At 66.2% G+C, this 25,620-nt stretch carries 26 protein-coding genes; 13 read left to right on the forward strand and 13 right to left on the reverse strand.

The window, feature by feature from the left end; genetic code table 11:
- Positions 1-79: 79 nt before the first annotated feature.
- Positions 80-1,486 (forward strand): diaminopimelate decarboxylase, encoded by a 1,407-nt coding sequence (lysA, locus tag MYCSM_RS30485; RefSeq protein WP_015310042.1) that lies wholly within the window; start codon positions 80-82, stop codon positions 1,484-1,486.
- On the opposite strand, the gene MYCSM_RS30490 is transcribed toward lysA, so the two are convergent.
- The 4 genes from MYCSM_RS30490 to MYCSM_RS30505 all read right to left on the reverse strand — a co-directional run bounded on the left by MYCSM_RS30490 (position 1,421) and on the right by MYCSM_RS30505 (position 5,500).
- Positions 1,421-2,458 carry an ABC transporter ATP-binding protein gene (locus MYCSM_RS30490; protein WP_015310043.1) on the reverse strand — a complete coding sequence of 346 codons (1,038 nt, stop codon included), beginning with the start codon at positions 2,456-2,458 and terminating at the stop codon, positions 1,421-1,423. The two genes, lysA and MYCSM_RS30490, sit on opposite strands and share 66 nt — an antisense overlap.
- Positions 2,459-2,685: 227 nt before the next feature.
- Positions 2,686-3,507, reverse strand: coding sequence for an ABC transporter permease (locus tag MYCSM_RS30495; RefSeq protein WP_015310044.1), 822 nt, complete (start codon positions 3,505-3,507; stop codon positions 2,686-2,688).
- Positions 3,504-4,346, reverse strand: coding sequence for an ABC transporter permease (locus MYCSM_RS30500; RefSeq protein WP_015310045.1), 843 nt, complete (start codon positions 4,344-4,346; stop codon positions 3,504-3,506). Before MYCSM_RS30500 ends, MYCSM_RS30495 begins: the two co-directional genes overlap by 4 nt.
- A 26-nt stretch (positions 4,347-4,372) precedes the next feature.
- Positions 4,373-5,500 (reverse strand): ABC transporter substrate-binding protein, encoded by a 1,128-nt coding sequence (locus tag MYCSM_RS30505; protein ID WP_015310046.1) that lies wholly within the window; start codon positions 5,498-5,500, stop codon positions 4,373-4,375.
- A 196-nt stretch (positions 5,501-5,696) separates the two neighbouring features.
- Between MYCSM_RS30505 and MYCSM_RS30510 the strand changes: the two genes are divergently transcribed.
- Positions 5,697-6,344 (forward strand): hypothetical protein, encoded by a 648-nt coding sequence (locus MYCSM_RS30510; protein WP_015310047.1) that lies wholly within the window; start codon positions 5,697-5,699, stop codon positions 6,342-6,344.
- The gene (locus MYCSM_RS30515) at positions 6,344-6,754 is read left to right on the forward strand and encodes a TIGR03668 family PPOX class F420-dependent oxidoreductase (protein ID WP_015310048.1); all 411 of its coding nucleotides are present in this window, start codon (positions 6,344-6,346) and stop codon (positions 6,752-6,754) included. The genes MYCSM_RS30510 and MYCSM_RS30515 overlap by 1 nt, the downstream gene beginning before the upstream one ends.
- 4 nt (positions 6,755-6,758) lie before the next feature.
- On the opposite strand, the gene MYCSM_RS30520 is transcribed toward MYCSM_RS30515, so the two are convergent.
- Together MYCSM_RS30520 and MYCSM_RS30525 are read right to left on the reverse strand one after the other, a co-directional pair.
- A complete protein-coding gene (locus tag MYCSM_RS30520; RefSeq protein WP_015310049.1) occupies positions 6,759-7,127 on the reverse strand; it encodes a nuclear transport factor 2 family protein in 369 nt (122 codons plus the stop codon).
- A gap of 59 nt (positions 7,128-7,186) precedes the next feature.
- Positions 7,187-7,762 (reverse strand): DUF305 domain-containing protein, encoded by a 576-nt coding sequence (locus MYCSM_RS30525; protein WP_015310050.1) that lies wholly within the window; start codon positions 7,760-7,762, stop codon positions 7,187-7,189.
- A gap of 204 nt (positions 7,763-7,966) precedes the next feature.
- Between MYCSM_RS30525 and MYCSM_RS30530 the strand changes: the two genes are divergently transcribed.
- The 3 genes from MYCSM_RS30530 (at position 7,967) to MYCSM_RS37425 (ending at position 10,936) form a co-directional block, all read left to right on the forward strand.
- Positions 7,967-10,159, forward strand: a complete 2,193-nt coding sequence (locus MYCSM_RS30530; RefSeq protein ID WP_015310051.1) for an elongation factor G-like protein EF-G2 — start codon at positions 7,967-7,969, stop codon at positions 10,157-10,159.
- 28 nt (positions 10,160-10,187) lie between these two features.
- A complete protein-coding gene (locus MYCSM_RS30535) occupies positions 10,188-10,652 on the forward strand; it encodes a hypothetical protein (protein WP_232425692.1) in 465 nt (154 codons plus the stop codon).
- Between the two features lie 116 nt (positions 10,653-10,768).
- On the forward strand, positions 10,769-10,936 hold the full coding sequence (locus tag MYCSM_RS37425) for a hypothetical protein (protein ID WP_015310053.1): 168 nt from the start codon (positions 10,769-10,771) through the stop codon (positions 10,934-10,936).
- A gap of 111 nt (positions 10,937-11,047) precedes the next feature.
- Here MYCSM_RS37425 and MYCSM_RS30540 read toward each other — a convergent pair whose 3' ends face one another.
- Together MYCSM_RS30540 and MYCSM_RS30545 are read right to left on the reverse strand one after the other, a co-directional pair.
- The gene (locus tag MYCSM_RS30540) at positions 11,048-12,436 is read right to left on the reverse strand and encodes an HNH endonuclease signature motif containing protein (protein WP_015310054.1); all 1,389 of its coding nucleotides are present in this window, start codon (positions 12,434-12,436) and stop codon (positions 11,048-11,050) included.
- 123 nt (positions 12,437-12,559) lie between these two features.
- Entirely contained in the window at positions 12,560-13,834 is a 1,275-nt protein-coding gene (locus MYCSM_RS30545; protein ID WP_335337502.1) for a GAF domain-containing sensor histidine kinase, read from the reverse strand.
- Between the two features lie 460 nt (positions 13,835-14,294).
- Here MYCSM_RS30545 and MYCSM_RS30550 point away from each other — a divergent pair, with 460 nt between their 5' ends.
- Entirely contained in the window at positions 14,295-14,897 is a 603-nt protein-coding gene (locus tag MYCSM_RS30550) for a sigma-70 family RNA polymerase sigma factor (RefSeq protein WP_015310056.1), read from the forward strand.
- Here MYCSM_RS30550 and MYCSM_RS30555 read toward each other — a convergent pair whose 3' ends face one another.
- From MYCSM_RS30555 to MYCSM_RS30570, 4 genes are read right to left on the reverse strand one after another with little or no spacing between them, the layout of a single operon-like run.
- The gene (locus MYCSM_RS30555) at positions 14,898-15,620 is read right to left on the reverse strand and encodes a hypothetical protein (protein WP_015310057.1); all 723 of its coding nucleotides are present in this window, start codon (positions 15,618-15,620) and stop codon (positions 14,898-14,900) included.
- Positions 15,617-16,831 (reverse strand): hypothetical protein, encoded by a 1,215-nt coding sequence (locus MYCSM_RS30560; RefSeq protein WP_015310058.1) that lies wholly within the window; start codon positions 16,829-16,831, stop codon positions 15,617-15,619. The genes MYCSM_RS30555 and MYCSM_RS30560 overlap by 4 nt, the downstream gene beginning before the upstream one ends.
- The gene (locus MYCSM_RS30565; protein WP_015310059.1) at positions 16,828-18,414 is read right to left on the reverse strand and encodes a S53 family peptidase; all 1,587 of its coding nucleotides are present in this window, start codon (positions 18,412-18,414) and stop codon (positions 16,828-16,830) included. Before MYCSM_RS30565 ends, MYCSM_RS30560 begins: the two co-directional genes overlap by 4 nt.
- 37 nt (positions 18,415-18,451) lie before the next feature.
- A complete protein-coding gene (locus MYCSM_RS30570) occupies positions 18,452-18,715 on the reverse strand; it encodes a hypothetical protein (RefSeq protein ID WP_015310060.1) in 264 nt (87 codons plus the stop codon).
- Between the two features lie 152 nt (positions 18,716-18,867).
- Between MYCSM_RS30570 and MYCSM_RS30575 the strand changes: the two genes are divergently transcribed.
- Entirely contained in the window at positions 18,868-20,502 is a 1,635-nt protein-coding gene (locus MYCSM_RS30575) for an L-lactate permease (RefSeq protein ID WP_015310061.1), read from the forward strand.
- A gap of 21 nt (positions 20,503-20,523) precedes the next feature.
- On the opposite strand, the gene MYCSM_RS30580 is transcribed toward MYCSM_RS30575, so the two are convergent.
- Positions 20,524-20,880 carry an STAS domain-containing protein gene (locus MYCSM_RS30580; protein ID WP_015310062.1) on the reverse strand — a complete coding sequence of 119 codons (357 nt, stop codon included), beginning with the start codon at positions 20,878-20,880 and terminating at the stop codon, positions 20,524-20,526.
- Between the two features lie 131 nt (positions 20,881-21,011).
- Here MYCSM_RS30580 and MYCSM_RS30585 point away from each other — a divergent pair, with 131 nt between their 5' ends.
- From MYCSM_RS30585 to MYCSM_RS30605, 5 genes are read left to right on the forward strand one after another with little or no spacing between them, the layout of a single operon-like run.
- On the forward strand, positions 21,012-21,911 hold the full coding sequence (locus MYCSM_RS30585; protein WP_015310063.1) for an STAS domain-containing protein: 900 nt from the start codon (positions 21,012-21,014) through the stop codon (positions 21,909-21,911).
- 22 nt (positions 21,912-21,933) lie between these two features.
- Entirely contained in the window at positions 21,934-22,323 is a 390-nt protein-coding gene (locus MYCSM_RS30590; RefSeq protein WP_015310064.1) for an STAS domain-containing protein, read from the forward strand.
- Entirely contained in the window at positions 22,320-22,733 is a 414-nt protein-coding gene (locus MYCSM_RS30595; RefSeq protein ID WP_015310065.1) for an anti-sigma regulatory factor, read from the forward strand. The genes MYCSM_RS30590 and MYCSM_RS30595 overlap by 4 nt, the downstream gene beginning before the upstream one ends.
- Positions 22,726-23,352, forward strand: coding sequence for a SpoIIE family protein phosphatase (locus tag MYCSM_RS30600; RefSeq protein ID WP_015310066.1), 627 nt, complete (start codon positions 22,726-22,728; stop codon positions 23,350-23,352). The genes MYCSM_RS30595 and MYCSM_RS30600 overlap by 8 nt, the downstream gene beginning before the upstream one ends.
- Positions 23,349-25,538, forward strand: a complete 2,190-nt coding sequence (locus tag MYCSM_RS30605; RefSeq protein WP_015310067.1) for a SpoIIE family protein phosphatase — start codon at positions 23,349-23,351, stop codon at positions 25,536-25,538. The genes MYCSM_RS30600 and MYCSM_RS30605 overlap by 4 nt, the downstream gene beginning before the upstream one ends.
- Positions 25,539-25,620: the final 82 nt, after the last annotated feature.

A 25,620-nucleotide genomic window follows, 5' to 3' on the forward strand; every position in this document is an offset into this window, starting at 1 on the left:
GCATAAATATTGCCTGCGTGCGTGTCAAGAGGCCGTCAAGATCTGTGCCCTCGGCTGTGAGTGAGCGCACCGTGGCCCTATGACCATGCTGGATTTTCTTCCGTCCCTGCAGAACGCGGCGACGCAGCGAATAGACCCGGCGATCTGGCCGTTGACGACCACGGTCGACGAGCTGGGTCGCCTGTGTGTTGGCGGCGTGCCGCTGACCAACGTCGCGGACGAGTTTCGCACTCCGACATATGTTCTCGACGAGATCGATTTCCGCAGCAGGCTACAGAACTATCACACCGCGCTGCGCGGCGTCGAGATCCGTTACGCCGCAAAGGCCCTGCTGACTGTCGACATCGCGCGCTGGGTGACCGAGGAGGGCGCGGGCGTCGACGTCAGCTCGGGAGGTGAGCTGGCTATTACTTTGGCGGGCGGCATGGCTCCGGCGCGGATCGTGCTGCACGGCAACGCCAAACCAGTCGACGAGCTGCGCAACGCCGCAGCCGTTGGCATCGGGCGGGTGGTCATCGATTCGGCGATGGAGATCGCCTACCTGTCGTGCGTGGCGCGGCGGCCGCAGCGGGTTCTGATCCGGGTTACGCCAGGCATCGACATCGGCGGACACCCGGCGGTGACGACGGGTGTCGACGACCAGAAGTTCGGCTTTGCCCTCAGCGACGGGGCCGCCATCGCGGCGGCGCAACGCATTCTGCACCAGCCTGCGCTCGAACTGGTCGGGCTGCATTGCCATATCGGTTCTCAGGTCGTCGACGCCACGCTCTACGGCGAGGTGATCCGCCGGATGATCGCCACGATGGCCGATGTCCGGCGCAGTCATGGCGTTGTGCTGCATGAGCTCAATATCGGCGGTGGATACGGAATCCCTTACGTCACAGGTGATCCCGAGCTGGACTTAACCGAGTTGGCCGACGTCATCGAGGATGCGCTCGACTGGGCATGTGCGGCCGAACGGTTTCCACGGCCGCGTCTCGTCGTCGAACCGGGCCGGGCGATCAGCGGCCGTGCCGGCGTGACACTGTATCGAGTGGTTTCGGTGAAGTCGCAACCCGGCGGCCGCACGTTTGTCGCCGTCGACGGGGGCATGTCCGACAATCCGCGGATCGCGCTGTATGGGGCGAAATACACTGTGGCGCTGGCGAATCGGCACACGCTTGGGCCGACGCGGAGGGTGACGGTCGCAGGCAGGCACTGCGAATCGGGTGATGAGATCGCCCGCGACGTCGAGTTGCCCGCCGACGTTCACCCCGGTGACCTGCTTGCGGTGGCGTGCACAGGCGCCTATCAGCACAGCATGGCGTCGAACTACAACATGGTGAGCAGGCCGCCGATCATCGCGGTTCGGCGTGGGAAGACGACCGAACTCGTGCGGCGCGAGACCACGGCGGACCTGCTGGCGCGCGACCGCGGATGGTCAGGCGGCGTTCACGACAAGCACACCGGTCGGCTCGACGCCGACGGTCACCGGGTCGCCGGGTGAGAAGGCCTTGGCCTGGGAGCTGGCCATCTGCGCGCTGATCACCGAGCCGTCGGCCAGTGCGGCATAAACCCGAGAGATCGGCCCGAGGAACGCCACCGAGCTGATCGTGGCGTTGCCAGCAGGATCGGCAGTGATGGTGACGGATTCGGGTCGGACCATGGCCAGCCCTTTGGCGACCGATCCCTCGAGTGCTGGCACCGAGGTACCGAGCAGATGCGCCTGCCCGCCCGAAACCTCAGCCGGCACTTTGTTGTTCAGCCCGACGAACTCGGCGACGAACGGCGTTGCGGGGTTGGCGTACAGGTCGGCGGGCGCGGCCAGCTGCTCGAGCTTGCCCTGGCTCATCACGCCGACCCGGTCGGCGACGGCCAGCGCCTCCTCCTGGTCGTGGGTAACGAACAGCGTCGTCGTGCCGACTTCGAGCTGGACGCGCCGGATCTCGTCTCGCAGCTGGGCCCGCACCTTGGCGTCCAGCGCCGAGAGCGGCTCATCGAGAAGCAGCACGCGTGGCTGGATCGCCAGGGCCCTGGCGAGCGCGACACGCTGCTGCTGGCCACCGGAGAGCTCGCTGGCGTACTTGTGCGTATGCGCTGACAGCCCGACAAGATCCAGCATGTCGGCGGCGCGAGAAGTGCGGTCGCCCTTGGCCTTTCCACGCATCTTCAAGCCGAAAGCGACATTGTCGAGAACTGTGAGATGTGGAAAAAGGCTGTACGCCTGGAACACCATGCCCATATCGCGCTTGTTGGCCGGCACATTGCCGACGTCCTGGCCGCCGACGGAAACGGTGCCCGACGTCGCCTCGTCGAGGCCCGCGAGGATGCGCAGCGCTGTCGTCTTTCCGCAGCCGGACGGCCCGAGCAGCGCGACGAGTTCACCGGGCTCGATGTGCAAGGTCAGCCCGTCGAGCGCCTTCACCGTTCCATAGACCCGCGTCAGGTCATCGAGTTCGACGGCGACTCCTGAATTCATGCCTCGACTCCCACTCGCTCCGGTCCTCGCTCGTGCCTCGCTGCGATCCTCACTCGCGGTCGTCTTCGGGAATTCATGCCTCGACTCCCACTCGCTCCGGTCCTCGCTCGTGCCTCGCTGCGATCCTCACTCGCGGTCGTCTTCGGGAATTCATGCCTCGACTCCCACTCGCTCCGGTCCTCGCTCGTGCCTCGCTGCGATCCTCACTCGCGGTCGTCTTCGGGAATTCATGCCTCGACTCCCGTCGGTGTGGGTGCTACGACATCCAGCGCTGGGGCGCGGCGACGGCCACGGGTCACCAACGATAGGACGAGCAGCAGGACGAAGCCGAACAGCAACACGGCCAGCGATGCGGCCACCGATGTCGGGCCGTCGGTCTTGCCGATCTGGACGATTTGCACCTGCAGCGTCTGGTAGCCAGACAACGACGCGATGGTGAATTCGCCAAGCACCACTGCAATGGAAATGAATGCGGCCGAAAGGATTCCGGACCAGATGTTGGGCACCACGACCCGCAGTATCGTCGTCGACCATCCGGCGCCCAGTGAGCGCGCTGCCTCGGCGAGCGTCTTGAGGTCGATGGACGACAGCGCGGCGTCGATGGCGCGGTACGCGAATGGCAACACCAGCACGACGTAGACGAAGGTCAGGGTGAGTGCGGATTCGCCGAGGAAGTACGTCACCCACAGATACACGTTGCGCAGCCCGACGACGATCACCAAGGCCGGGATCGTCAGTGGCAGCAGGCACAGGAACTCCACGATGCCCTTGGCCCATGGCGTGCGCAACCGAACCCAGATCATCGTCGGCACGAGCACCAACAGCATCGCCACCACGGTGAAAACCGCCAGCAGCAACGAGATCACGATGGACTGGTACAGCGCTTCGTCGGCGATCAGGTTCTGCCAGGCCCGCAAGGTGCGCCCACCTGCGATCAGGTTGCGGGTGGAGAAGTCGGCCATCGCGTAGAGCGGGAACAGGAAGAACAGGCCGAAGGCGATCCACAGAAGCGCGCGAAAGATCTTGCCGCCCAGCGTTGTGCGCCTCATCGCAGCCACCGGGCCGTCCGTCGGACCAGCGCGTTGTAGGCCACCATCACCGCCGCGACGACGACGATCATCTCCAGCGCCAGCGCGTAGGCGAAGCCTGACTGGCCGAGTACCACTTCACTGGTCAACGCGGATCGGATCAGCAGCGGCACGATCGGACTGCCCTGGCTGACAAGGGCCGCGGCCGTCGCATATGCCGCAAAAGCGTTGGCGAACAACAGAAGTGCCGATCCGAGAAACGCGGGCGTCAGCAACGGCACCGCGACTTCGCGCCAGTAGCGCCACGTCGATGCGCCGAGGCTGACCGCCGCCTCGCGCCACTGATCGCGCAGCCCCTCGAGCGCGGGCACGAACACGATCACCATCAACGGGATCTGGAAATAGGTGTAGACAAGGATCAGGCCGGTCAGGCTGTACAGCCAGCCGGAGCCTGCGAGGTTCCAGCCGAACACCTGCTGCACCCACAACGTCAACACCCCGTTGAGACCGACCGTGGCCAGGAATGCGAATGCCAGTGCAACACCGCCGAATTGGGCCAGCACGCTGCACAGCGAGATGACCGCGCGGCGCACCATCGATGTCGGCGGGCTGCTCACGATCAACCACGCCAGCACGGCGCCGAGCACCGCGCCGATGAGTGCCGTGCTGCCCGATAGCAGCACGCTCTTCCACAGTGCGGCCAGCGCCGTGTCAGAGAACAGCGCCTGTATCCGCGTCAGCGAGAACTGCCCGTCGGCGAAAAACGCGCTGCCGATCACCGTCACGGTCGGGATGATCAGGAAGATCACCACCACCGCGAGGAACGGCAGTAGCGGCAGCCCATCCCTCAGCTTCTTCAATTCCGCTCCTCGCGCGCGACGCAACGTCAGCCGATCGCCTTCGCCCAGTTCTCCGACAGGTACTTGGTGGCCTTTGCGGTCTGATCGGGCGAGGGAACGGTCACCGGGCCGTCGATGACCGGGATCTTGCTGACGACGGCCTTGTCGATCGTGCCCGCCTGCATCATCTGGTCGGCGCGCACCGGCCGCACCCCGCCCGCGGCGTACAGGTTCTGCCCTTCGTCGCTGTAGAGGAACTCCTGCCACAACCGGGCAGCGGCAGGGTGCGGGGCGTCCTTGTTGATGGCCTGGTAGTAGTAGCCGGCAACCACACCGTTGTTCGGAACGACGACCTGCCAGCTGGGCAGCTTCGCGGTGGTCGCGGCGTTCAGGTAATTCCAGTCGATCACCACGGGAGTCTGACCGGACTCGATGGTGGCCGGGGTGGGGTCGACGGGCAGGAAGTTGCCCGCCTCCTTGAGCTTGCGGAAGAACTCGACTCCCGGCGCGATGTCGTCGGCCGAGCCACCTTGCGACAACGCGACCATCAGCACGCCGGAGAATGCTGCGCCGGCCTGGGTGGGATCGCCGTTGAGCGCGACCTTGCCCTTGTATTCGGGCTTGAGAAGGTCGTTGACGCCTCCGATCGGCGGCACCTTGGAGGTGTCGAAGCCGATCGACATGTAGCCGCCGTAGTCGTTCACCCATGTGCCGTTGGGATCCTTGTACGCCGCGGGGATGTCGTCGAATGTCGCGACCTTGTACGGCGCGAACGTCGCGGTGTTGGCAAGCGCGACCGACTGACCGAGGTCGAAAACGTCGGGTGCGGAGCTCTTGCCCTTCTGCTGGTTGGCGGCGTTGATCTCGTCCTGGCTGGCGGCGTCGGGCTGGGCGGAGTTGACCTTGATGCCGTACTTGTCGCCGAAGGCCTTGATGATCGCGCCGTAGTTGGCCCAATCCGGCGGCAGCGCAATCACATTGAGCTCGCCCTCCTTCTTGGCCGCCGCGACAAGGGCGTCCATGCCACCGAGATCCGCTGCGGACTTCGCCTCGCTGACCTTCACGCCGTTGGCGCTCTCACCGCCCGAGTTGTCTTTCTGCGGCGGAGCGCAGCCGATCAAGCTCGCGAAGACGAGGGCCGATGCGGCCGAGACTGCCAGAATGGACTTGTTCATTGGCGAAACCTTCCGATGGGTAGGAGACGGCACGGTGACGCAGCGGTGACGGCGCCTGATCTGCGCGATGAATGAAGATCCGGCGGGGCGACCGAACCCTATCGTGGCTGCGTCGATGCCGCTGAGAGTTCCTCCAGACTCCGTCCGATTCCAGCCGACTGCCCATTTGCCCTGGTACGGGCGTTAGCATCTCTATGTGGTTGAACGCGAAGCCTCGGGGGACTTCGACTACCTCTGGGATGACCCGACCGATGAGGGCGGGTTGACCAGCCATGACCCGGAGTTCGAGCTGCAGGCGGCAGAGGAACCCGACGACCCGTTGAAGGGTCCTGGCGACGATCAGTGGGACGACCCGGACGACAACTTCTGGGATAACCAGCCGGGAATCGACGACGCGGGTCACTTCGACGCGTTCAACCACGACACCTGGAGCTTCACGCCGGCGCCGGTGCCGTGGTACCGCACCAAACCGGCGATGACGGCGATCGTCGCAGCGTCTGCCGCTGTCGCAGCGATCGTGGTGTCGGGTGTGCTGCTGGTATTCCGCGGCTCTGAAGCCACCGTCAACGACAACACCTCGTCGGTGACGCCGACCGCGCCGACGAGCGTCGCTCCGGTTCCGGTGGCGAGCAGCGAGGCGCCCCCGCCCGGTCCGCCCGCGCCGCCACCGCCGCCGCCGCCGACTGAGACCGTGGCCTCGCCGGTGAACCCGGGGGCCGGGTCCACCGGGACGTACGGGCCGCGGCCGACGAAGCCGCCGGAGATCGGCGTGACACGCACCCCCATCACTCGCCTGCCGATCAGCGTCGCACCGCAGCAACGCGGTCCGCGCAACGGACATTGATGTCCGACGACGACGCCGCTGCGGCCAAGTTCGCGGAGTCGCCGGTGGCGATGCTCGCCACGGTGGGACCCGACGGGGCACCGCATTTGGTCCCGGTGGTATTCGCGGTCCACAACGATGTCGTCTACACCGCCGTCGACGCCAAACGTAAGTCCACGCAACGGCTTCGCCGGTTGGCGAACATCGAAGGCAACCCCCAAGTCAGCATGCTCGTCGATCATTACGACGACGACTGGACGCAGTTGTGGTGGGTGCGTGCGGACGGCGAAGCGGCGGTCCACTACAGCGGCGAGGAGATGGCCGCCGGCTACGCCCTGCTCCGTAAGAAATACGTTCAGTACCAACGCATTGCGCTCGACGGACCGGTCGTCACGGTCGAAGTGCAGCGCTGGGCGTCCTGGCAGGCATAACCAGTCAGGCCGCGGCGGGCACCTTGTCGAGGAATCCGAGCACGGTCTGGATGCGACCGCTGGCGTCGGTGACGGCGACGTCGAAGCCGACGATTGGTGCCTCTGCACCCGCAGGCCCAAGCTCCCAGCCGAACCGCGCTTGGTTGTGGTGTCCGTCGACCGGGCCTGCCAACCGGAACACGAAGCCGGCGAACTGCTGCTGCACGGCGCCGATCATGGCGGCGATCGCCTCACGTCCTTCAGCGGCGGCCTGCGGGTCGATGTAGCGGGCGTCTTCGGTGTAGAGCTGATCGACGGCGGCCCGTCGGGCATCGGCGTCCGTCTCGTTCCAGGTGTCGATGTAGCGCTGTGCGAGTTCGTCATACGTGGTCATGGCTGTAACCCTCGCCGCGCGGCGGCCGTGTGTCGATTACCCGGCGGGTAGTTGCACGGTCACTCCGATGGACCCAACATGCCATGCATCTGGCCGATCTCGAACTGCTGCCACTCGACGATGATCTTGGCCATCTTGACGGCCGCCGGGTTCTGGCCCTGCGCAATTTCCGGCTCGGCCATCGCGACCGCGCCCTCATGGTGAATGATCATCGAGTTCAGCCATAGGTCGTCGAACTCGGCGTCCTTCAGCGTGGGCAGTTTGTCCATTGTGGCCGTGTCGACCATGCCGTCCATGCCCATCCCGTCGTCGTGCCCCATGTGATCCGGGACAGCCGGTTCGCCCCACTGCTGGAGCAATCCCTGCAGCGTCTCGATCTGCGCCTGTTGATCCAGCGCAATGTGCTTGGCCATGATCACGAGTTGGCGGTTTGTGGTTCGGGACGGGACCATCGCCGCCATGTCGAGTGCCTGCTGATGATGCGGAATCATCTTCCTGGCAAACGTGACGTCGGCCGCATTGTGCTGGGTCGCATGCGGATCCGAAGGCGGCGACGAAGCCGCGCATGAACTCACGACGGCGGTCGCAACCACCGCACCGAGGAGAGCGATGATGCGCATCCCGACGGACGGCATGCACCCAGCGTACGGATTACCGTCGCGCTCGCAGCAGTGTCACGCGCACGGCGTAGTCGGTGGGCGGCGGGTCTGACTTCTACCGCCCCCGCTTCTACCACCCCCGCGAAAGTCATCGAAACGGTTGTGCTCGGTGTCGGTTGGGGGAATTGTGGTTTAACACACGCCTCGGTAGCAGAGCCGCTGCCATCAGGAGGGAATGTCATGGCTGACAAGACGACAACTTCTGCGGGCGCCGGAGCCGCCCCCACCGCGGACAGTCCGGCCGCCATCCGCAACGTGGTGCTGGTGGGCCCATCGGGTGGCGGCAAAACCACACTCGTCGAGGCCCTGCTGGTCGCCTCCGGGGTTCTCACCAGACAGGGCTCGACTGTCGACGGCAGCACAGTGTGTGACTTCGACGAGGCCGAGATCGCACAGCAGCGATCGGTCGGCCTGGCACTGGCATCGCTGCAACACGATGGTGTCAAGGTCAACCTGATCGACACGCCCGGCTATGCCGACTTCGTCGGCGAGCTACGGGCCGGGCTGCGCGCCGCAGACTGCGCACTGTTCGTGATCGCGGCCAACGAGGGCGTCGACGATCCGACCAAGTCGCTGTGGCTCGAGTGCGCCCAGGTGGGCATGCCGCGCGCCGTGGTGATCACGAAACTCGACCACGCCCGCGCGAACTATGAGAGCGCTCTGACGGCCGCGCAGGAGGCGTTCGGCGACAAGGTGCTTCCGCTTTACCTGGCCGCCGATACGCCGTGCACCGGGCTGATCGGGCTGCTGTCACAGACGCACTACGAGTACGCCAACGGCAAGCGCAGCGGGACGCATGCGCCGGACGCGTCGTACTCCGGCTCGATCGAGGAGCTGCGCGGCACCCTGATCGAGGGAATCATCGAGGAATCCGAGGACGAGACGCTGATGGAGCGCTACCTCGGCGGCGAAGAGATCGACCAGGCGGTGCTGATTGAGGACTTGGAGAAGGCGGTGGCTCGCGCCTCGTTCTTCCCGGTGATGCCCGCCTGCGCCGGCACCGGTGTCGGAACGCTGGAACTGCTGGAGATCATCACCAGCGCGTTCCCGTCGCCGCCGGAACACACGCTGCCGGAGGTGTTCACCCCACAAGGCAAGGCGCGCACCGGGCTGACGTGCGACCCGAACGGACCGCTGCTCGCCGAGGTCGTCAAAACGACGTCGGACCCCTACGTCGGCAGGGTCAGTCTGGTGCGGGTGTTCTCCGGAACCATCACTCCCGACGCGACAGTTCATGTGTCGGGCCATCTCTCGCAGTTTTTCGGTTCGGAAGGATTCCTCGCCTCGGCTGCCATCCACGCCGACTCCGGCGCGATGGCTGCTCACGCCGACCACGACGAGGACGAGCGCATCGGCACGCTGTCGTTCCCGCTTGGCAAGCAGCAACGGCCCGCGCCCGTGGTGGTGGCCGGCGACATCTGCGCGATCGGCAAGCTGAGCCGGGCCGAGACCGGTGACACGCTGTCGGACAAATCCGATCCGCTGGTGCTCAAGCCGTGGACGATGCCGGAGCCGTTGCTGCCGGTGGCCGTGCAGCCCCGCGCCAAGACCGATGAGGACAAGCTGTCGGTCGGGCTGCAGCGGCTGGCGGCCGAAGACCCGACGCTGCGCATCGAGCAGAACCCGGAGACCCATCAGATCGTGCTGTGGTGCATGGGCGAGGCGCACGTCGGCGTCGTGCTCGACGCGCTGAACCGGAGGTACGGCGTCGCGGTCGACACCATCGAGCTGCGGGTCCCGCTACGAGAGACGTTCGGCGGCAACGCTAAAGGACACGGCAGGCACGTCAAGCAGTCCGGCGGACACGGTCAGTATGCGGTGTGTGACATTGAGGTGGAGCCGCTGCCGGAGGGCTCGGGCTTCGAGTTCGTCGACAAGGTCGTCGGTGGGGCGGTGCCGCGCAACTTCATTCCCAGCGTCGAGAAGGGCGTACGCGCGCAGATGGAGAAGGGGGTCGGCGCGGGCTTTCCCGTCGTCGATATCAGGGTGACGCTGTTCGACGGCAAGGCGCACAGCGTGGACTCATCGGACTTCGCGTTCCAGATGGCCGGCGGGCTGGCGCTGCGCGAAGCGGCCGCGGCCACGCGGGTGAATCTGCTCGAGCCGGTCGATGTCGTATCGGTGCTCGTGCCCGACGACATGGTCGGCGCCGTGATGGGCGACCTGGCCGGGCGACGGGGTCGAGTACTCGGCACCGACAAGGTCGGCGAGGACCGCACGGTGATCAAGGCGGAGATCCCTGAGGTCGAATTGACCCGTTACGCAATCGATTTGAGATCACTGTCGCACGGCTCCGGATCGTTCACCCGGGCGTTCGCCCGCTACGAGCCGATGCCCGAGTCCGCAGCGGCGAAGGTGAAAACGTCTGCCTGAGTCGGTTCTCGGCATCGACTTCGGCCGGGTGATCGAAGGCGGCCTGGGCACGGACGAGGCGGCCGACACCAGCTTTCTCGGCTCCAGCCTGGAAGAGGCGATGGAGTCGCCGGCGACGCCTGGCGCGTTCGAGGTCATCCCGCGGCTCGTCGAGTTGTTCGAGGGCAGGGTGTGGATCATCTCGAAATGCGGTGAGGAGACTCAACGTAAGACCGTGGCGTGGTTGGACCGCCACGACTTCTACGGCCGCACCGGCCTACCACGCGGCAATGTGAGGTTTTGCCGCGAGCGCGCCGAGAAGGCCGTTCACTGTCGCGACCTTGGGATCACTCACATGATCGACGACCGGCTCGATGTGCACCGCGCCATTCGCGAGGTCGTGCCGCATCTCTATCTTTTCGGTCCGCAGGACGGCGAAATCCCGGACTGGGTTGTCCACACGCCGGACTGGTCCGCGGTCGAGGCCGTACTGACCGCCACGCCTGCCTGCTAGCAGGGGGCGGCTTGTGGGCGCCAACCTGGGCGACGCCTGTCGGTGCGCGGAGAAGCCTGGACTCAGGGAAGCACTCAATCTTCGTTACTTGTAATTGATTTCGAAGGAGTCCTGCTATGAATCTGAACCGACTGATTGGGAGTGTCGCGATTGCAGGTGTGGTCGGGGCGTTCACCCTCGGCATCGGCGCGGGCGCCGCCAACGCCGAGTCGGGCCAGGCGCATTCGACGACCGCAGAGGTTCAGCCCGCCGACCGGCACGGTTACGGGCATGGGCATGGCTGAGACCGGGGCTACGGACACGCCTACTACCACGGCGGTTGGCCCGCGGATCGTTGGTGGCATCCGTGGGGTTTACCGTGGCATCGGTGAGTCGAAACACTCTGCCCGCCAGCATCATTCCTCCTGGTCGCCCTCGGGTGGGTCGGTGTTGCCGTGGAGGAGTTCTTCAGGGTGGTGCGCGTGGTTGACTTCGGGGGCGGTGGTGCCGTCGGTCCAGGCCAGTCGGCCGGTGTCGGTGACGCTGGTTTGGTAGTGCCCGTCGGTGACCAACTTGTGGTCGGGCTCGCAGGCGAAGAACAGGCAATCGGCATCGGTTCTGCCATCCGGTGTCCAGTCCGGGCTGTGGTGCACCTCGCTGTGATAGCCCGGTGCCAGACAACCGGGCCGGGTGCAGCCGCCGTCGCGGGCATAGCAGATGATGCGCTGATCGGCGGTCGCGATACGGGTCTGGCGGCCTAGGTAGATGGGTCGTTCGGTGTGGTCGTCGAACACCGCCAGATAGTGGATCGAATCGGCGCCTATTCGGATCAAGTCGCGCATCGGCAGCACGCCATCCCCACCGGTACGCGCCGGCGAGGGCATCGGAATGTCGGGATGGGTGACCGCGTGGGCGGCCTGGTTGAGTTCGGCCAGCGTGGTGCGCACGATCACTGTCACCGGATGACCGCGATGACTTCCCAATCCGCCCGAGGCGATACCCGCCTTGAGCCCGAGTTTGAGGCCGTCGTGGCAGCGCTGCGCCCCACTGCGGTCATCGGGGGCTTCGGTGACGCTGCCGTCGGGTAGGTGGCGGCCCGGCCGGGCGGCGGCGGTGACGGCCTCGATGTAGGCGCGGCCTTCGGGATCGACGTAGCCGGCGAACCGCGATAACCCATCCCGGCCCTGCGGACCCAGCACCATCCCGCGCCGCCGCGCCCGGTCGGATTCGTCGTAGTCGCCGTCGGGGTTGAAGATCTCATCGATGCGCCGCGCCAGGGTCTTGACGATCTCGGCGTCGTTCTTGGTCGCTTCGCGCACCAGGCTGCGCTCGACATCGACGCGGTCGGTAGCCGACACACACGAGGGCAACTTCTCCAGAGCCTGCCCGATCACCTGCAAATGATCCTCACCGATCACACCGGCGGCCACCGCGTCAGCCACATAGGGCAGCTGCGGTGGCAGCGGCGGACCCGAGAGTGGGCGGCGCGGTGACAACCGCGCCGCGGTCTTCATCCGGCGTTTGACCTCCCGCGGGGCGATCCGCAGTCGCGCGGCCAAGCTATTGACCAGGGCAGGCACCATCGCGGTTTCATCGGGCGGATCGGCGATCTCACCGAAGAACCGATACATCAACCCCCGATTAGTGCGCTCCTGGACCTCCAGCCGCTCGGCGAGGGCAACCCGAAACTCGTTGCCTACCGCATCAGACGACAACCCCCGCATCTCGGCATAGGCGGCATCGACCTGCTCGGCCAGCGCGTCAAACCGCTCCCGCGCCGCCTCCCCAGTAACCAATCCGCCCATACCCCAACGCTATCCAGCGACGCGTCAAAACCCGGCCCGCTACAAGATTCCTCACAAATCTGTGGATGAAATCGCACCTGGGGACAACCCACCGAATAGCACAGAGAATGTCAGACCAACATGCTAAGCCGCGCAGGGAATCGATGCCGCCAGTGACGTACCCACCCCGGCCGGGCTGTTGACCCACAGGTGACCGCCGACCGCCTCGACACGGTCGACCAGTCCGATCAGCCCCGATCCGTTCGAAGGGTCGGCGCCGCCGGCTCCGTCGTCGGAGATCATCAAGTCCAGTTGGCCATCGGCAGTCCGCACGCTGACCTTGACCTCTTCGGCGCGCGCATGCCGGGCCGTGTTCGTAAGTGCCTCCGCCACAACGTAATACGCTGCCACCTCGACACTATCGGGCAGCCTGCCAGGCACGTCGACATCCAGATCAACCGGCACCACCGAACGGCACGCCAGCGACCGCAGCGCAGGCTCGAGCCCGCCCTTGGACAGGATCGCCGGATGGATGCCGCGCGAGATCGCGCGTAACTCCTCGCAGATATCGCCGAGACCCTGCACGATCTCGTTCAGCTGCCCCCTGACCGCATGCTGCCCATCGGGCAACGCCACCTCGGTCATGCGAGCCTTGAGCGCCAGCGATACCAGCCGCTGCTGCGCCCCGTCATGTAGATCGCGCTCGAGCCGACGGCGCGCATCGTCGGCAGCGGTCACGATCCTCATCCGCGACGAAGTCAGATCCGACCGAGCCTGCGCGTTCGCAATGGCCATCGCCACCAATCGAGCGAAGTCCGCCAGCCGCGCCTCGGTTTCGCGCGGAAATGGTTGGGCACGGGATGAACTCACTACCGCGATGCCCCATTCTTGTCCGTCTACGACGATCGGGGCAGTCCGCCTGACGGACATCGTGAGCCCACCTGACTCAGCAACCAGCACCGCGGTGCCGTCGGGTTCATAACGAAACAATGCAGCATGTTCAGCACGCAGAGCGCTCGCCAATTCCCTTGTCACCGTTGAGAACACGTCACTCGGCGGCAACCCTTGCGCCACCGCGGTCGCGACACGACGCAGCGCCGCCTGCCGCTCAGCGGCCCGTTCGGCTTCTACCGCTCTGGCCCGTGCCACCCCGGCCAGCGTGTTCGCCATCAACGTGATGACGAGAAATACACCGATCACCACCCAGTTGCGCAGGTCGGCCGGATCGAAGCTGTCGTTCGGCCAGTCGCGAAAGTAGCCGAATCCCAGCGCACTCACCACCGACGTCGCCGCGGCCAAGCCGGTGCCCCAGCCGATCGCGACCACCAGGGCACCGAGCAGATAGACCACGCCGAAGGTATCCATCGGCGCAAGGGTCCGCAGCACGACCACCATGAGCGTCTCGGCTGAAATCGCCACAGCCGCAACCAACAATCCCACCCACATCGGTGGCGCGGTCGGTCGCACAAGCAACGACAACACCCGGCCGGTCACACCCCTTGATAGCTCGGACGGCTGTCGGACGGCTGTGCAGGTGCTGTCGGACGGCTGCGAGGCTGTCAAGTGCCGCTAGCGGTAATCATGAATGGCCGCCAGCGTCGAAGACCCGCACCGCGAAACCCGCAATCGTGTCTCGACATGGACACCACCACCGACACACGCCTGGTCCGCCATGTCGTCGTGACGGTCATTCTCGCCGCGACGGCAGTGGTGGTTGCCTGGGAGGTCCTGTTCACCGGCCCCGGTATGGGGGTTAACCGGTATACACCAGGTCGGGTTATCAGTACCGGCGTTGGGGGGCCAGCCATGCAGACAGCGCCAAGGCTCATAGCGAGAGTTGTGAGCATACAACAAGATCCGTCGCCAACAGGAGTGACGCATGCTCAGTACCGCCGCACCATCCGAATTCCGTGATGACGACCTGGCCGCGCGCTTCGAGCGCGACGCCGTCCCATTGATCTCAGCGTTCTACCCGCAGGCCATGAAGCTGACCCGCAACCGCACCGAGGCAGAGGACCTGCTGCAGGAGACCGCGGCCAAGGCGTTCGCCGGATTCCATGGCTTTCGCGACGGCACCAACCTCGGCGGCTGGCTTTATCGCATCCTGCGCAACACGCACATCAGCGGCTATCGCAAGCAACAGCGACGGCCCGCGCAGTGGCTCACCGACGAGATCACCGACGGTCAACTGCTCGCCGAGGCGCGCCACACCTCGACCGGACTGCGCTCCGCGGAGGATCAGGTGCTGGACATGCTCGGCGACACCGACGTCAGGGCGGCGATGCGCCAGCTACCCGAAAAGCTGCGCACCGCAGTCTATTACGCCGATATCGAGGGCCGCCGGTTCAAAGAGATCGCCGAGATCACCGACGTCCCCATCGGAACGGTGATGTCCCGGCTGCACCGCGGGCGCCACCGGCTGCGCTCCCTGCTGGCCGAGGTGGCCAGGGACCGCGGCTACGGTCTTACCGACGTCGCCTGATCACCGCGGCGGGTCGCCGCGCCACGAGAAGCTATTGACGTACTTGCCCATGTCCAAGGCGATTTGGAGATTCGCGCCCGATGGCTTACCGCTTCCGAAGGTCGGCCCGAACTGACGGAACGGGCCCACCGCGGCGGCGACCAAGGCCAGGTCATTCTTGACGGCCACCATCACCAGTACCCGCATCTTCATGTAGCTGCTGTTGGCCCCCTGCGGCCAGCAGTCGGCCGCTTCGCCGTAGCCGGGCTGATAGCCGACCATCGCATTGGGAATCTGGTATGCGGTGCGCGCGTCCGGAAATGTCTTGCTGATCAAGCTTTTCGCGATCTGCTCCGGCGACCGGTTCCCCGCAGGCTCGCTGAACAACTGCAGCGTGCCGCCGTCGCCTGCCTGCAGGTCCGCGGTGACGCCATTGGGTTTGGTGGTGATTTTGTATGCCGTTCCCTCGGCGGGATACGACACCGAGAAGGCGCCGTCCGCTGCGGTGAACCGCGGATTGGTTTCCACTGGCGTGCCCGTCGGCGGATGCCCGCAGTTGGGTGGGCACATGTATCGGGCGGGTGGCTTGGATCTCAGCAGCGTCACTCCGACGAGCACCGCGGCCACCACGGCGATGGCGGTGAACCAGATCAACAGCACCCTGACACGGGAATGGCGCACCGGGGGCGCGACATAGGTACCCGGCGGCACCGCGTAACCCGGAAAGAAGGTGGGAGAGCTCACGATCCGTCGGTCTCCTGTTCGCTGCGCACCGGGCGCGTGTCACGGCGTGCGGTTCGCGACGACCGTGACGATGCCCGCGTCGCGACACCGCAGGCGGGGCAGAACGCCATATCGGGCACGACATGCCCGCAGTGCGGGCACAGCAGCGGCTGGTCGGAATGGATCTCGTCGTGCGCCTCGTGTAGCAGCGCAAGGTGCAACCCGATGCGCAACAACAACAGCGCGAGCCCCGCCACGGCCAGATACAACACGAGCATCAGCACCTGCGGGAAATGGGAAACGTCGACCAGACCAAGCCCCAAATACACGGCCAGCACCGCCACAGCGAACGACACCAGCAGCGCGCGCACCACACCGGGGCGCTGCTTCTCCTTGCTCGGCGGGCGCCTGAACCACAGGGCGGCACCGATCAATCCGCCCGCCGCCGCCGCGGTGAGCGGCACCGCCACTCCCCTAATTCCCGCCTCGACGAGCAGGCTGTCCATCGGCCGCTTGCTGACCACTCCGCTGCCGAACTGCGGGGCCAGCCGCGTCAACGTCGCGGCCGCGGTGAACATCAGCGCACCGAGCGCCCCAACCATGAAGCCCTCCAACGCTTCCCGCGTCGGCGGGTGCAGCAGCCGCACGACCACCGCGGGCGCCAGCATCAGGATCACTCCGCCGAGCGGGATGCCGATGCCCATGCTCAACAGGCGTGCTCCAACGACGCCTGCGCCCAACCCAATTCCGTACGACCGGGCCACCATCGCGCCGGTCAACAACACCCAGCCCACACCCAGCACGATGCCGAGCACTCCGGTCAGTACCCATGTGCGCACAGGAATGTCGCGGTGCGCATCGGACTCGCGCAGATAGATGAGAAACAGGAACGGGAAGCCCAGTGACGAGACCGCTACCAGGGCGCCGGGCATTCGCAAGACCGCGAACACCACCAAGGCAACCAAAACCAAGGCGAGCCCGACGCGGAATACGTTGCGCGACCGTGCCGGCAGATGCGGGAACAGCGAACTGGCAAGCGACGGCTGTAGCAGATGCTCGCCCGGCGCCGCGCCGAAGTCACGAATACGCAACCAATCCGGCCCCTCGCCGGGGCGCGGCTCCAGATGACAGCCACACAGTCCGCAGTACTCGCCGGCCGGCACGTCGACCTTGCAGATCCGGCATTCCGTCTGCGGCACTTGGGCGCCCACGTTCTCGTCGTTCGTACTCATTGCGTCGCCTTCTGCACGATCAGCAGGTTGCGCACCAGGTTGTCGATGTCGGGGGTGCCGAGGCCGGTCACCAGGTCGTAGCCCGGGGCGGCGTCTTCAACGGCGTTGCCGCCCAACACCACGTCGCGAAATCCTGGCAGCGGCGCACCTTCGGCGATTCGGTACAGCAGCGGGTTGAGGTCGCCGAGCGCCCGCCCGCCGTTGGCGAGCAGGTACTGATTCATCACTGCGGCGAGGCCTGCCCAGATCGGCGCGGACTGCGATGTCCCGCCGCCGACGAGGTCCTGCTGGTCGAACACGATCCGAACGCCGGTGAACGGGTCGGCGACCGCAGCGACATCGGGGGTCAGCCTGCGCGTCGGATCCTTCTGCGCCATCACGGTGCGCTGCCAATCCGGCCGGTCGAACAACGACGACACCCCACCGCCAGTGCCCTGCGACAGCGGTACGTCAAACCACGCCTGCTCGGCCTGCCACACCCCGTTGGTGTCGGTCGACAGCGTGGTGCCGCCGACATCGACCATCTCCGGCAGCGAGGCCACTGAATCCAGCCCGACGTCACTCGCACCCGGCGGCGACGACCAGTCCTCACCGCCCTTGCATTCCAGCCCTGCAAGGTCGCCGCTGGCGTTGAAGGCCGTCGTGCCGTGCGAATGCGCGGTTTTCAACGCCGACTGCACCGGCGCGAGATCGGCCGCGGTGATCAGCTTGTCGCAGCCCCACCCGATCGAAAAGCTCCACACCGCACCGGGGAACTGCCGGTCGGCGTCCTCGAGCATCTGCCCGATTTTCTCGTAGCCGCCGGCGCCTTCGACGGTGGAGCGGGCGTTCCACACCACCTTTCGCGCATCGGGCGCTGCAGCATGGGCGACCTCGAGGTCCATCGTGGTTTCGCCGCGCGCCTCGCCGGGCTGCCCGCCAATCACCGTCGGGGTGAACTTTGGCAGCTTGTAGGTGGTGGCGAACCTGTCGAGGTCGGCCTGTTCGAAACCATCGAACGCGAAGAAGACGATCGTGGCGCCCTTGCCGGTGAACCCCGCGGCCGCCAACTTGCCCGCGTTGTACGTCGTCAACAAACTTGCGGGCGTCAGCCCTTTGTCCGGCACATCCAGCGGCAGGATCGACGGCCGCGACGTGTGGTGCGGCGTGTAGCCAAGGATCCTGCCGAACTCCGTGACCTCAGCACGCAGCGAGTCGGGGATCGCCGGCTGCTGCGGTGACGCGTAGAACACCTGCCCGCGCTGGCCGCGGTAGTCGTGCACCTCGACGTCGAAGGCCTTCGCGACATTCTCGGCAGCACCCTCGACGACCGCCCACTCCTCGCCTGGACGCCACCGGACGTCGAGGTCGTTGTCATCGGCCCAGCCGTACAGCGCATCGGGCCGGCTCGAATTGCGCAGGGCAGCGGTCAGCTGCGTGTCGGTGCGGTGCGACGGCCCGAGGTCGGTGGAACTGGCCAACAGGTACGCATATGGCCCGCTGATCAGGCTGGCGGTGCCCGACACCGACGGGCGCAAGTCGGAGACGAGCGCGAACACGCCGACAGCGATCAGCGCCAGCGTTGTGAAGTGCCGGGCCACCACGTAAGCCAGCGTACGTCCGAGCTGGCCAGGGGCGGTTCTAGTGATCGCCGGGGACGGCCGTCGCGGGCGGCGGCGCCTTCACCGGCGGCGTGAACAGGTTGCCACCGGTCGGGTTGATCGACTTCTCCGTCGGCGCCGGCGGGGCCGGGGTGGCCGCTGACGTGGTGGTCGTGGTGGTCGTGGTGGTCGACGTCTCCGGCGCCTTCTGCTCTTCCTTGGCGCACGAGGCGGTCAAGCCCACCATCGTGACAACCGCGGCACCTCCGACAAGCGCCGCGACACGGCGAGCGATCCGACCCATGATTTGTCCTTCCCGACCTCTGCCAGCGGATTTGAAGATCAATGCGGCGAAACCGAACTCTAATCCAATGTTTTAGCAGTCGCACAGTGATTACGCAGCCGTCGCTCAGCGCGTGAGGGTTGAACGGCACGTCCACGGGATATCCCCTCCCGGTGTACCAACAGGTTCTCGACCCGGTAGCGCATTCCCTGGCGTGGAGCTCTCTGATCGCTGCGCTGCCGCTGCTGTTGCTGTTCGTGATGCTGGGCGCGCTGCGGGTGACCGCCTGGGTGGCGTCGTTGGTGTCGCTGGCGCTGGCGATCGTGCTCGCGATCCTGGTGTACGGAATGCCGCTCGGTCAGACGCTGCTCGCTGGGACCGAAGGTGCGGCGTTCGGGTTCTTCCCGATTCTCTGGATCGTGATCAACGCGATCTGGGTCTACCAAATGACCGTTCAGACAGGGCATTTCGACGTCTTGAGGCGGTCGTTCGCTCGGGTCAGCGACGACCAACGCCTGCAAGCGGTCATCATCGCGTTCTCGTTCGGCGCGCTGCTGGAGGCGCTGGCCGGGTTCGGCACCCCCGTCGCGGTGACATCGGTGATGCTGATGGCCCTCGGCTTCCGCCCACTCAAGGCAGCGGCTCTTGCGCTAACCGCCAACACCGCACCCGTCGCGTTCGGCGCGATGGCCACCCCGATCCTGACCCTTGCCAAGGTGACCGACCTGCCAAGCGACACACTCGGCGCGATGGTGGGCAGGCAGACGCCGATCCTCGCGCTGTTCGTGCCGCTCGCGCTGGTCGCGATCGTCGACGGATGGCGTGGTCTGCGCGAGACCTGGCCGGTGGCGCTGGTCTGCGGCATTGTGTTCGCTATCGCGCAATACGCGACCTCGAACTTCATCTCGGTACCGCTGGCCGACGTGGTCGCGTCGCTGCTGTCGGCGGCAGCAGTGGTCGTGATGGTGCGGGTCTGGCGGCCGCGCGCCGAGCCGGCTCCTTCCGTCGTCGCGGGCGGCGCCGCCGACGAACCGACCCCCGAATTCGCGCAGCGGGTCACCAATCCCGACAGCCGGGCAGAGGTCGCCAAGGCGTACGCGCCCTACGCGATCATTATCGCGGTCTTCGTCATCTGTCAGATCACTGCCGTCAAGAAGCTGCTCGACAGGGCGACCATCAAGTTCGGATGGCCGGGCCTGCACGTCGTCAGCCCCAAGGGAAAACCGGTGTCGCTCACCGAATTCACCCTCAATCTGCTTACCACCCCCGGCACCCAGATGCTCATCGCGGGCCTGCTCACGATGATCGTGCTGAAACTGTCCGTGCCGCGCGCGATCAAGGCCTACGGCGCCACGCTGGTGCAACTGCGGTTCGCGATCGTGACCGTGATGGTGGTGTTGGCGCTCGCGTTCGTGATGAACCTGTCGGGCCAGACGATCACACTCGGCACGTGGATGGCGGGCGCAGGCGGGGCATTCGCCCTGCTCTCGCCGGTGCTCGGCTGGCTGGGCGTTGCAGTCACCGGCTCGGACACATCCGCGAACTCGCTGTTCGGCGCCCTTCAGGTGACCGCGGCGAAGCAGGCCGGGCTGTCCGATGTGCTGATGGCCGCGTCGAACAGCTCGGGCGGCGTGCTCGGAAAGATGATCTCGCCGCAGAACCTGGCCATCGCGGCGGCGGCCGTCGGCATGAACGGCAAGGAAGGCGACATCTTCCGCCGCGTGGTGGTGTGGAGTGTGGCGTTCCTGGCGTTCTTGTGCGTGTTGTCTGCACTGCAAGCGTCGGTGCTGTCTTGGATGGTGCCGTGACCAAACCGGTTGTCGGGCAGGCTATTTGGCCCGCACGGCGGTCAACGCCTCCTCGAGCGTCGGGTACAGCTCGAAGATCTGGTCGAGGCCGGTCAGCTGGATCGGGCGACTGGTCGCGGCGCTGTTCGCAACCACCGCGAACTGTGCGCTCTGGCTGACGTTGTTGTGGGTGGCGACCAGGGCCTGCAGGCCTGCTGAGGCCAGGAACCCGACCTCGGACAGGTCGATGACCAGCCCCGTCGGTTTGGATATCAGCGCTTCGTCGATCGCGGCTTCCAAAGCGGGGACCGTGGCCAGGTCGATATCCCCATCGACCTTGAGCACCGCGATCCCGTTCTGGTAGGCGAGCGCGGTGGCGATCGCTTCCTCGGCGGGCATGGGGAGAGCCTAATAGGCAATCGCCACCGGAGTTTGGTCACTTCGACGGTTGGACTCCCGGCCCAAAGACTAGGGTCGGCTCGAAGACCTCATGGATTTCGATCGGGGCGCGAGTGGAGTTGGGAGACCCAATGTCTGAATCGACCACGGATCTTGCCGCTGGCCTCACCATCCCGCCGGCCGAGCTGGTCGGCGAAGTACTGCTCCCCCAACTCGTCCAGCACCTGCGCCAAAATCGCACCGCGTTGCGTGAGGAGTGGGCGCGCCGAATCACCGAGGCAGAACTGCTCACCGCGATGTCTCCAGAGGAGATCTTCTCCGAGGCCACCACGGTGTACGACAGCTACGTCGAGGTACTCGAGACCGGTAGCGTCGAAGCGCTGCAGGACTACGCGCGCGATCTGTCGGAACGCATCATTCCCCGAGGCGTCGAAACCGACGAGGTGGTCGGCATCGTGCTGCTGCTGCGCGACGTGCTGGCCCGTTCTCTGTTCGAGAAGTACCAAACCGACTTCAACCTGCTGAACCGGGTGCTCGACGCGTACGAGCCCGCCGCCAACCGCATCGCGAACACGGTGGCCGTCGGCTTCGTGCAGGAACGCGAACGCATCATCCGCCAGCAGCAGGAAGCCATCCGCGAGCTGTCCACACCCGTTCTTCAGGTGCGCGAGCAGCTGCTGATTCTGCCGATCATCGGCGTTCTCGACAGCCAGCGCGCCCGTCAGGTCACCGAGCAACTGCTTCGTGCGATCCGCGCGAACCGCGCGAAGGTGGTCGTCATCGACATCACCGGTGTGCCGACCATCGACTCCACGGTGGCCAACCACCTGGTGCAGACCGTCGACGCATCGGGCCTGATGGGCGCCAGCGTGATCATCACCGGCCTGTCGTCGGACATCGCACTGACTCTGGTGACGATCGGGCTCGACCTGTCCAAGATGAACGCCGTCGGCGACCTGCAGGGCGGTATCGAAGAGGCCGAGCGGCTGCTCGGTTATGAAGTGACCCGCACCGGCGAACAGAACGGATGATCAGCGCTAGCGCGACGCACTCATGCCAGTACCCATCCTGAAACAGGGCGCGATCCTGATCGCATCGGTGCAGGCCGCGCTCACCGACTCCGATGCCGAGCGGCTGCGCCACGACCTGATGGAGCGGGTCAGCCGGTACCGCGCCCACGGCATCATCGTCGACGTCACCGCGATCGACGTGATGGACTCGTTCGCTGCTAGATCACTGCGCACGATCGCGCACATGACCCGACTGCGCGGCGCCGACACCGTGATCGTGGGTCTGCAACCCGAAGTTGCGTTCGCGATGGTTCAGCTCGGCCTTGTCTTCGACGACATGTACACCGCGCTGGACCTCGAAGAGGGGCTCGCATTTCTCACCCGCCAACTCGAATCGCGCCAGCCGACGGTCGGGCGCGACGGTGCCGAATGACGGCGAGCGAAGACGTGATCGACGTCAAGAACTCCGACGACATCGTCGCGGCCCGCCAGGCCGGGCATCAGCTCGCCCGCGACCTCGGTTTCTCGCTGACCGATGTCACGATGATCGCCACGGCGATTTCCGAGGTCGCGCGCAACATCACCAGCTACGCAGGCTCTGGCGCGATCCGGGTCGCCGTTGCCGAGCGCGACGGCCGCAAGGCGTTGGTGGTGCGTGCCGAGGACGAGGGTCCCGGAATCGTCGACATCGAACGGGCTCTGGAGGACGGCTACTCGACGGGGCGGGGGCTTGGCCTAGGGCTACCCGGTGCGCGACGCTTGATGGATCGACTGATTATCGAGTCGACGCCCGGGCAGGGCACGGTCGTTGAGATGTGGAAGTGGATCCCGGCCAATGCGTAGAAAAGGTTGGATCGGACCGATCGAGTGGGCAGCGGCGCGCCGGCCGTTACCGGGCGAGGAAGTGTGCGGCGACTTCCCGATCGCCGTCGACCTCGGCGGCACCGCAGCGTTGTTCGGAGTGGCCGACGGGCTCGGGCACGGCACTGCCGCCGAGACCGCCGCATTGCGCGCCGACGAGGTGGTCAACCGCAGCCGCAATGAGCCGCTCGACGTATTGCTGCAGCGCTGCCATCGCGGCCTCGCCGACACCCGCGGTGCCACAATCACGTTGGCCCGCATCGACTTCGAGACCGACACGCTGAGCTGGATCGGCATCGGCAACGTGACCGCCGACCTCATCGGCAAGAGCGCGGCCGGTGTTCAGATCCGCGCGTCCGCACTGCTAGCCGGGGGCATCGTCGGCTATCGCATCCCCCACGCGCTGGCCACCCATCAGGTCTCGATCAGTCCGGGCGATCTGCTCGTCATCGCCACCGACGGCATCCTCGAAGATCACGTCAGCGGCATCGACTTCGCCGCACCGGCGATGGCGATCGCCGAACACATTCTCGACGCGTACAGCAGGGAATCCGATGACGCGCTGGTGCTTGCCGCGCGACACCGGGGCGTCTCATCATGACCGGCTCGGAGACCAACGCGGAGTTCCACGCCTCCTACACCGCCGCGCTGAGCGCCTATCTCGATGACCAAAGCGAGGACACCCTCGCGGTCGGCCACGAGCTCGGTCGCCGCGCGCTGGCCAACCAGATCAGCATCCTCGAAATCATCGAAAACCACGCGCGGCTGACGGCCGGCGAGGACTCGGCGGTCGCGCTGCAGTTTCTGCTGCAGACGCTGGCGGCACTGGACGTCGCGACGCGCGGATTCATCGATGGCACAAAGCGATACGAACAACAGCGGACCCGCGCCGACAATCTGGCCGACCGCGACGAGTTCCGCACCGCACTGGTGAACTCTCTGCAGGAGGGCTTCTTCGTTTCCGACAGCAGCGGGGCGGTCATCGAGGTCAACGATGCGTTCGCCGACATCACCGGCTACGGGGCCGACGGTCTGCCATACGCGTGGCAACACCCGTGGATGGCCGACGACGCCGGCGATCGACTGGCGCGGCTGCTCGCGCAAGGCACGCTGGAGGCCGAGGCGCCGATCCGGCACCGCGACGGCCACACCGTATGGGTGGCGATGAGCGTCAACGCGGTCACCTCGCCGGGTAGCCACGACGCCAGGGGCACCTACGTCGGGACTATTCGCGACATCACCGCCGCGCGCGCCGCGGCCGAACGGGAGCGCGCCGTCGCCCAGCTCGCAACGGCGGTCAGCGTCGCGAAGAGCATCCGCGAGGTGCTGTCGGCCATGCTCGACGAGTGCCGCACCGCGCTGGGGGTGCGGCAGGTAGCCGCCATCGCGTGGCCGACGGGCGAGCACGTAGACCCGGCCGTCCACCTGGCAGGCACGCCCGCGACGGTGACCTGGTACGACCTCGAGCCGCCGCTGCGGCGGTCGCTCGACGACGCCCGCGCCTGGCTTCCCTTATCGGTCGAAACCATCGGCTGGACAACGGCATTCGACAATGCGCATGGCATCGTGGCCACTCTGACGCGCGACCTCACCCTGTGGCTCGAATTCGATGCTCCCCGCAGGGTCAGCGCGGAGGACCGGCAACTGGTCGCCGCGCTCGTCGGACACCTCAGCCTGGCGATGCAGCATGTTCGCCAATTCGAACTCGCCCGCGACACGTCGCTGACGCTGCAGCGGGCCATGCTTGCGCCGACGGAACTGCCGCCCGGCTTCGCGGTGCGCTACGAGCCGGCGGTGTCACCGCTGGAAATCGGCGGCGACTGGTATGACGTGCTGCCCGTTGGCGACGACCGGATCGGCATCATCGTCGGCGACTGCGTCGGTCGCGGGCTGGCCGCTGCGGCAGTGATGGGTCAGCTGCGCAGCTCGGCCCGGGCGCTGCTGCTCACCGGCGCATCGCCCGCGACGTTGCTTGAACAGCTCGACTCGGTCGCGGCGTTCATTCCAGATGCGTTCTGCACCACCGTCTTTGTCGCCATTCTCGATGCCCGATCCGAAACGTTGTCCTACAGCAGTGCTGGACACGTTCCTGCGGTACTCGCCAACGGCGCGCCGCAGCCGCAGTTGTTGACGGATGCGCGGTCAGTGCCGCTGGCCGTGCACCGAGACGAACCTCGCCCGCAAGCCACCGCGACACTGACCGGCGGATCGACCCTGCTGCTCTACACCGACGGGCTGGTCGAGCGGCGCGGCGAACCGATCGACGCCGGCATCGCTCACGTCGCCGACGTCTTGGTGCAGACGACGGAGATGCCCGTCGACACGGTGGCCGACGCGATGCTGGACGAACTGGCGCCGGCGCTGGGCTATGACGACGACGTCGCGATCGTGCTTTACCGCCATCCGGGCCCGGCGCTCGTCATTGAAATCGACGCGATTCCAGCACGATTGACCGATGTCCGGCATCAGCTCATTGCGTGGCTCCGCGGCGCGGGAGTGCCCGAGATGCAGGCCGCGGACATTGTGCTGGTGGTCAACGAGGCGTGCAGCAACAGCGCCGAGCACGCCTACCGCGGACAGGATCCGGGCCCGATGCGGGTGGAGGGGGCGGTTGACGATCAGCACATCCACATTCGGGTCGCCGACTCGGGCTCGTGGAAGACACCGCCCGCCGACCCCGGCACCAGGGGCAGGGGATTGCTGCTGATGCGGACGCTCAGCGAGGCGGTTGACCTAGAGGGAACTGCGCACGGCACCACCGTCGGCATGCGGTTCGCGGTCGGATAGGCCATGTCATGCACACCGTGACGGTTCACGTGATATGACAACTACGGCAATTTGCGGCTGTCGAGGCGAGGCAGACGGTGCG

Source organism: Mycobacterium sp. JS623 (assembly GCF_000328565.1).
GTDB lineage: Bacteria > Actinomycetota > Actinomycetes > Mycobacteriales > Mycobacteriaceae > Mycobacterium.

Bases quoted from the DNA above. Each gene is read 5' to 3' on its own strand.
- lysA (WP_015310042.1), top strand. From the start codon at position 80: ATGACCATGCTGGATTTTCTTCCGTCCCTGCAGAACGCGGCGACGCAG.
- MYCSM_RS30490 (WP_015310043.1), bottom strand. From the start codon at position 2,458: ATGAATTCAGGAGTCGCCGTCGAACTCGATGACCTGACGCGGGTCTAT.
- MYCSM_RS30495 (WP_015310044.1), bottom strand. From the start codon at position 3,507: ATGAGGCGCACAACGCTGGGCGGCAAGATCTTTCGCGCGCTTCTGTGG.
- MYCSM_RS30505 (WP_015310046.1), bottom strand. From the start codon at position 5,500: ATGAACAAGTCCATTCTGGCAGTCTCGGCCGCATCGGCCCTCGTCTTC.
- MYCSM_RS30515 (WP_015310048.1), top strand. From the start codon at position 6,344: ATGTCCGACGACGACGCCGCTGCGGCCAAGTTCGCGGAGTCGCCGGTG.
- MYCSM_RS30520 (WP_015310049.1), bottom strand. From the start codon at position 7,127: ATGACCACGTATGACGAACTCGCACAGCGCTACATCGACACCTGGAAC.
- MYCSM_RS30525 (WP_015310050.1), bottom strand. From the start codon at position 7,762: ATGCCGTCCGTCGGGATGCGCATCATCGCTCTCCTCGGTGCGGTGGTT.
- MYCSM_RS30530 (WP_015310051.1), top strand. From the start codon at position 7,967: ATGGCTGACAAGACGACAACTTCTGCGGGCGCCGGAGCCGCCCCCACC.
- MYCSM_RS37425 (WP_015310053.1), top strand. From the start codon at position 10,769: ATGAATCTGAACCGACTGATTGGGAGTGTCGCGATTGCAGGTGTGGTC.
- MYCSM_RS30540 (WP_015310054.1), bottom strand. From the start codon at position 12,436: ATGGGCGGATTGGTTACTGGGGAGGCGGCGCGGGAGCGGTTTGACGCG.
- MYCSM_RS30550 (WP_015310056.1), top strand. From the start codon at position 14,295: ATGCTCAGTACCGCCGCACCATCCGAATTCCGTGATGACGACCTGGCC.
- MYCSM_RS30560 (WP_015310058.1), bottom strand. From the start codon at position 16,831: ATGAGTACGAACGACGAGAACGTGGGCGCCCAAGTGCCGCAGACGGAA.
- MYCSM_RS30570 (WP_015310060.1), bottom strand. From the start codon at position 18,715: ATGGGTCGGATCGCTCGCCGTGTCGCGGCGCTTGTCGGAGGTGCCGCG.
- MYCSM_RS30580 (WP_015310062.1), bottom strand. From the start codon at position 20,880: ATGCCCGCCGAGGAAGCGATCGCCACCGCGCTCGCCTACCAGAACGGG.
- MYCSM_RS30585 (WP_015310063.1), top strand. From the start codon at position 21,012: ATGTCTGAATCGACCACGGATCTTGCCGCTGGCCTCACCATCCCGCCG.
- MYCSM_RS30590 (WP_015310064.1), top strand. From the start codon at position 21,934: ATGCCAGTACCCATCCTGAAACAGGGCGCGATCCTGATCGCATCGGTG.
- MYCSM_RS30595 (WP_015310065.1), top strand. From the start codon at position 22,320: ATGACGGCGAGCGAAGACGTGATCGACGTCAAGAACTCCGACGACATC.
- MYCSM_RS30600 (WP_015310066.1), top strand. From the start codon at position 22,726: ATGCGTAGAAAAGGTTGGATCGGACCGATCGAGTGGGCAGCGGCGCGC.
- MYCSM_RS30605 (WP_015310067.1), top strand. From the start codon at position 23,349: ATGACCGGCTCGGAGACCAACGCGGAGTTCCACGCCTCCTACACCGCC.